Annotated in this window: 7 protein-coding genes; 2 read left to right on the top strand and 5 right to left on the bottom strand. The window is 40.6% G+C overall.

The features are described 5' to 3' along the window. Positions 1–420: 420 nt before the first annotated feature. The 4 genes from FC65_RS08585 to FC65_RS08570 are packed head-to-tail and all read right to left on the bottom strand — an operon-like array spanning position 421 to position 2,664. On the bottom strand, positions 421–687 hold the full coding sequence (locus tag FC65_RS08585) for a PspC domain-containing protein (RefSeq protein ID WP_056972348.1): 267 nt from the start codon (positions 685–687) through the stop codon (positions 421–423). 47 nt (positions 688–734) lie between these two features. Beyond that, positions 735–1,070 (bottom strand): PadR family transcriptional regulator, encoded by a 336-nt coding sequence (locus FC65_RS08580; protein WP_010497707.1) that lies wholly within the window; start codon positions 1,068–1,070, stop codon positions 735–737. 32 nt (positions 1,071–1,102) lie between these two features. Next, positions 1,103–2,050: a DUF4097 family beta strand repeat-containing protein gene (locus tag FC65_RS08575; RefSeq protein ID WP_056972346.1), complete on the bottom strand. Its 948-nt coding sequence runs from the start codon at positions 2,048–2,050 to the stop codon at positions 1,103–1,105. Then, a complete protein-coding gene (locus FC65_RS08570) occupies positions 2,050–2,664 on the bottom strand; it encodes a DUF1700 domain-containing protein (RefSeq protein WP_056972344.1) in 615 nt (204 codons plus the stop codon). Before FC65_RS08570 ends, FC65_RS08575 begins: the two co-directional genes overlap by 1 nt. A gap of 349 nt (positions 2,665–3,013) precedes the next feature. Between FC65_RS08570 and FC65_RS08565 the strand changes: the two genes are divergently transcribed. Further along, the gene (locus tag FC65_RS08565; RefSeq protein ID WP_056972343.1) at positions 3,014–3,571 is read left to right on the top strand and encodes a M15 family metallopeptidase; all 558 of its coding nucleotides are present in this window, start codon (positions 3,014–3,016) and stop codon (positions 3,569–3,571) included. Positions 3,572–3,715: 144 nt separating this feature from the next. Continuing rightward, complete coding sequence (locus FC65_RS08560) at positions 3,716–4,642, top strand: alpha/beta fold hydrolase (protein WP_056972342.1); 927 nt, start codon at positions 3,716–3,718, stop codon at positions 4,640–4,642. A 207-nt stretch (positions 4,643–4,849) separates the two neighbouring features. Here the strand turns inward: FC65_RS08560 and gloA2 are convergent, their stop codons facing one another. Beyond that, positions 4,850–5,230, bottom strand: coding sequence for an SMU1112c/YaeR family gloxylase I-like metalloprotein (gene gloA2 / locus FC65_RS08555; protein ID WP_056972340.1), 381 nt, complete (start codon positions 5,228–5,230; stop codon positions 4,850–4,852). Positions 5,231–5,502: the final 272 nt, after the last annotated feature.

Here is a 5,502-nt window from a genome sequence, read left to right as displayed (position 1 = left end):
TGTTTTTGTAGTCAGGCTCTGCAAGCAAGAAGTTCCGTCTATCTCACTTTCACAGTACAGTGCAAAAAACGCACTATACTATTAAAGCCCGATATACTCGCTTCTTCCCGCTTGCCTCCGCCCTGTTTTTGTAGTCGGGCTCTGCAAGTAAGAAGTTCCGTCTAAACAACTTTCACACTATATTGCCAAGTGCACAATATAACGAGAAAACTTGCTAGTGCTCAACTTTTAACCGATTCTCTCTGGTTTTATATCGCCAGAAACACACTATGCTTTTCCTGCCCTAACCATATCGAAGAATTGAATAATTGACAATCAATTACCCTTAAAAAATGACGCGCTATAAAGACACTTGCTCACTCTACCTAAAAAAGCTTCCCCACACGCATGTGAGGAAACTTTTTGGTAAGTTGTGAATCTTTATTTTTCTCTAAATTCTCCCTCGATCACTGAATCATCGTCATCATCGGACTGACCGCCATTTCCTTGAGTTGGATCAGGCATGACCATCGCAGCGATCACATATAAGACCACTCCGGAAACAACCGTCCCAGGGAAGATGATCAAGAATGCCCCGATCAACCGAACAATTGTCTTATCCCAACCAAAATATTCAGCAATCCCACCAAACACACCACTTACGATCTTATCCGACGACTTCGTCAATTGTTTTTTCTTTTTAGTCATTAGAGCCACTCCTTTGTTGGTTTTACGCGCCATTAAGTTTTATCTTTCTAAGCCTGTCGAGCTGAATCATGTTCTTTATCTGGAATAAAAACTTGATCCAAGCTGTTTTTATAATCAGTCCACATTTTATAGACTTGTTCTAAATGCTTTTCACCACTATCAGTTATTTGGTAATACCTGCGATTCCTGCCTTGAAATGGCTGGTCATAAGTTGTCAAATAGCCATCCTTTTTCAATCGACGAAGTACAGGATACATCGTCGATTCTGAAATTGATATTGCCTTTTGCATTTCTTGTGTTAATGCATAACCATAATAATCTTCACGGTTCAACAAGGCTAAGACCAGTCCGTCAAGCAGATCAGCGGTCACTTGAATTTTCATAAGCAATGCTTCCTTTCTTTGATAAACCCTGCTTAACGTACCGTGTTGTCTCCATCAGAATTTTTAACTATTACCACATTTTGTGTTGTACCGCTGTGAATATGCCCGCTTTCAGAGCTATTACCGAATACCGTATTATCCCCATCAGAGTTTGTCACATCGAAACCGCCTGCGTTGACATTTCTTAACACATTATCGCCATCAGAGTTAGTCAATGAATAGCCGCGTGTTACTGTACTTTCGGTAATATTGACATCACCTTCAGAAACATTTGCTTTACCGCCATCTAACGCCACATTGTGCATGCTGATATCACCATCATCTTGCTGGAGCTCAACATTTCTTAAAGCCCCATTTTGCACATCAATGTCTGAATCTTCGCTGGTAACTAATCCGCCCAGCAAGTTCGTATTTTCCAAATAAACATCGCCATCACGCATTTCAATATTTGTAGTATCAACATTCAAATTACTCAATTTTAAGGAACCATCGGAACCGATAGCTTCTAAGTTAGCAATACTAATGCCTTGCATGTGAGTATCACCATAGTTATTGAGATTGCGGATCTTTTTAAGTTTAACGTTATCTGGAATATAGACCGTTAATTTATTACTTACATCTTGGCTATAGTCAAACCAGCGAAAACCGATAAACCCATTTTTTTCGGTTGAACCTTTTTGACGAACTGTCAAACGGCCATTTAAGACCTTAACGCTTGGGCGTGCACTTTTCCGGCCATGATATTGTACCCGATAAGCATCACCCCGTCTGATCGTAACATCGGCATTGCTAGTAGCCACATCGACTTGATCAAAATCAGCAACAGCGTAATCCTTTTGAAAATCAGGTTTGGTACTATAAACCATTGGACGCCAACCATTAAAAACCACATTTTTGGCACCGTGAGCAAAACCACCGATCAACAAGAACAGCAATCCGACTGCTAAGACGACCCAGCCCCATTTAAATGCTTTTTTCATTATGCTCTGCCCCCTTTACGATTTCCGTACTTGCGGTAAACGAAACGGGAAAAATTAGCGATCCCTTGGATAACAGCCGCACATAACCAATATAAGATCGGGATCACGATCATTAAAGCAGCAGCTGCACTCAAAGCGCCGCCAATATAAAACAGACCCACAAATGGTGCTGTAAATAGTAAACCTAATCCGGCATACAATGCCATTCCCGCGACCACGACCGCAGCGGCGATCATTACTACTAAACTGATCACAATTGCTAGCAATATAGCACCTACAACTATCAACGCAATTAAAACAAAGAATCCGATCGCCAGTGTAAACGGCGAGGTAATGATCGCTAAAGCTATCAACCAGATCATTTTTGAATTAGACGATGGTGAAGCAAAGCGGCTGCTTTTAGTTTCTTTTTCACTTTGTTTGATCGAACGATCTGCAAGGATCGTTCGGCTTAATTGACGTGGAGTACCCAATTTGCGCTCAATTTCTTCTCGAGTTTCCAAACCGGCATCAGATAAGTATTCATCATAGTATTCTAGGACACTTTTCTTTTCTTCATCGCTTAAACCACTCAAGTAATCTTCTAAGTCAACTAGATACCTTGCTTTATCCATAATTACTCCCCCCTGTACCTAACTAATTTATGCTTAAGTTAGTTCTTTTTTACTTTATGACAATATTATATGACATATAATATTAAAAGTAAAGCAATAATGTGCAACTCTATTAAATTTACATATAACTACAGTTAGCAATAAGTCTCTATCTGCTAGATTCAGCCTTATTATTGCAAGTCTCAAAAGTCTTCTCAAGTAAAAGCACTTTTAAAAAACAATTATTATGAATCAGACATTATTTCGAGTAAAATAGTATTATATATGAGAAAAGAGATTAGAAAGAAGTACCTTACAGTAATAAAAATAACTAATTTTTTGGGGTAAAAATGAAAGCGAGGTATTTTTTATGGATGCTGAATTGACCGGTTTTACCAATGTCCAAAAACTTGATCCTGATATTATCGTAGATTTGCGCTACGCCACTACTAATAACTTCACAGGTAAAGTGGTTTACGATTTTTCAACTGCTATTGCACGCACAGGAACGGCTCGTAAACTTGCCGTGGCCAACTCGATCGTTAAAGAACAAGGCTACCGATTAAAAATCTGGGACGCTTTTCGTCCATCAAGTGCTCAGAAAAAATTGTTTGATGTTTACCCGGATCCTGAGTTCGTTGCACCGCCCGATCCAAATTACAGCCACCAAAAAGGAGTCACCTTTGATTTGACTTTGGCGTTTGCAAATGGGGAAGAATGCCCGATGCCGACCGGCTTCGATGATTTTACAGGAATGGCGCGCCGTTCATCAAAATGGCCAAAGGAAGCTGCTAAATATCATAAAATTTTAGATGACGCAATGAAACAAGCAGGATTTATCGGTTACGAAAGTGAATGGTGGGATTTCCGTGACTCTCAGATGGATGAGTATGGCCCACTCCAAGCTGACCCCAATGATTATAAATAATTGATCATATTTAATTTTTAAGCAGTTGTTATTATTCATAGCGGCTGCTTTTTTGCTGCTATAATAAGCTTTGACATTGGCAAAATGAGTAAAATCAACGTATGATAAAAGTGTTGAAAACCAACAAAAGCAGGAGGTAATTTTATGCAGCGTCAGTTAACGCGCAAAAAAATCAAATTAAAAAGTATTAAAATGGCATACTATGATGAAGGCGCTGGAACTCCGATCATCTTACTCCACGGTTTTCCTGATTCCGCTGATGTATGGCGCAATATCGCCCCTATTTTGATCAAAGATGGTTACCGGATCATTGCCCCAGATCTGCGCGGCTTCGGCGAATCAGAGGCGCCGATTGCTTGCGGAAGCTATAAAATCAAATACTTAATGCAAGACATCATCGAACTTAAAAAGAGTTTGGCATTAGATGGTCCGATCAAGTTGGTAGGACACGACTGGGGCTCGCTTCTGGGTTGGTGTTTGATAACTTTTTACCCTGAACATTTCAGTTCTTTTGTCCCGCTTTGCGTCGGTCATCCGCGTGCTTACTTAAATGATGGCGGTTTTGAGCAACAACAAAAGGGCTGGTATACCATGGCCTTTCAAACAGCAGACTTTGCGGAAAAAATGTTTTCGCAAAATGATTGGGCTGTGCTCCGTTTATTTAGCGAAAACAACCCCGAAGTTGATTCTAACTGGATCCCTGATTTGAGTCGTCCCGGACGATTCACAGCGGCCTTGAATCTATATCGTGCTAATCTTAAACCGCAAAAAATTAAAGTTGCTTTCCCACCAACTCAGGTTCCAGTTTTTGGCATTTTTGGGAAAGATGATCTTTATCTCAGCGAAGCACAAATGGCAGCTTCAGGAAAATACGTTGGTGGAAATTTCTCGTGGGAGGCTATCAAAGGCGGACACTGGTTACCCCTTGAAAAGCCAGAATTAGTGGCAGAGTTGATCACCAATTTTTATGCTTTACCCTTGCCCGCTATCAAGCATAATCTGAAAACATCCGAAGCCAAAACATGGGAAAAAGTATTACACGTTGCCAAAAAAATTACCAAGCAAAAATGACATTTGGCCCAAAAGCTCCTATATTCAAATCAATTAGTCCTAAGTTGAAGAAAATTTATTCCGAAAGTAACATAATTAAACTCAAGTCACGCCAACGCAAGACTGAACTTCAGGAAACTCGGGCCTCCAAAATAATATTAAAATGAAAAATGGGATGCAGTAGTCAAAAAATTGATTTTCTGCATCCCATTCATTATAAAAAATTTCTTACTCATGCAACTCTAGCGGCAAACGATCTGGGTCAAAGAAAAAGGTCATCTTTTCTCCAGTGAAATCATCACGGCGCACTGGCTCACAGTCGATCCCACGTGTGGCTAAATCACGAGCCGCTTGCTCGACGTCTGCGACTTTAAATGCCAGGTGACGCAATCCTAATGCTTCCGGACCAGTTAGACGTGTGGGTGCCGTCGCTTTGATAAAAAGTTCTATCACAAAGCTTCCACCATTCAAATGAAATAAGACATCATTTTTTTCTGGACGTTCATGGCGATCCTGGATTGTGAAACCGAGTTTATTAACGTAAAAGTCCACTGCTTGCTGTTCATCATGGCAAATAATAGCAAGATGATCGACCTTTTCAAATAACAATTTATTTTCCCCCTTGCAAAAACAGCAAGTCCCCACAACGAGGACCTGCTGTTTTACATTCGAGCTCTGGCAAGCAAGAAGTTCCGTCTATCCCACTTCAACAAGATAGTGCGTTTTAGGCACTGTCTTGTTGAAGCCCGATATACTCGCTTCTTCCCGCTTGCCTCCGCTGTTTTCTTAGTCGAGCTGCACGTGGCAGAAGGTTGTGCCTAACCAACTTCCACACTCCAATGCTGAAAAACGCATTATAGTGTGAAAGTCCGTTAGTGCTC

The organism is Ligilactobacillus acidipiscis DSM 15836, assembly GCF_001435755.1.
Taxonomy (GTDB): domain Bacteria; phylum Bacillota; class Bacilli; order Lactobacillales; family Lactobacillaceae; genus Ligilactobacillus; species Ligilactobacillus acidipiscis.
This window is presented reverse-complemented; position numbering and strand designations above follow the sequence as displayed.

Bases quoted from the DNA above. Each gene is read 5' to 3' on its own strand.
- FC65_RS08580 (WP_010497707.1), bottom strand. From the start codon at position 1,070: ATGAAAATTCAAGTGACCGCTGATCTGCTTGACGGACTGGTCTTAGCC.
- FC65_RS08585 (WP_056972348.1), bottom strand. From the start codon at position 687: ATGACTAAAAAGAAAAAACAATTGACGAAGTCGTCGGATAAGATCGTA.
- FC65_RS08560 (WP_056972342.1), top strand. From the start codon at position 3,716: ATGCAGCGTCAGTTAACGCGCAAAAAAATCAAATTAAAAAGTATTAAA.
- FC65_RS08570 (WP_056972344.1), bottom strand. From the start codon at position 2,664: ATGGATAAAGCAAGGTATCTAGTTGACTTAGAAGATTACTTGAGTGGT.
- FC65_RS08575 (WP_056972346.1), bottom strand. From the start codon at position 2,050: ATGAAAAAAGCATTTAAATGGGGCTGGGTCGTCTTAGCAGTCGGATTG.
- FC65_RS08565 (WP_056972343.1), top strand. From the start codon at position 3,014: ATGGATGCTGAATTGACCGGTTTTACCAATGTCCAAAAACTTGATCCT.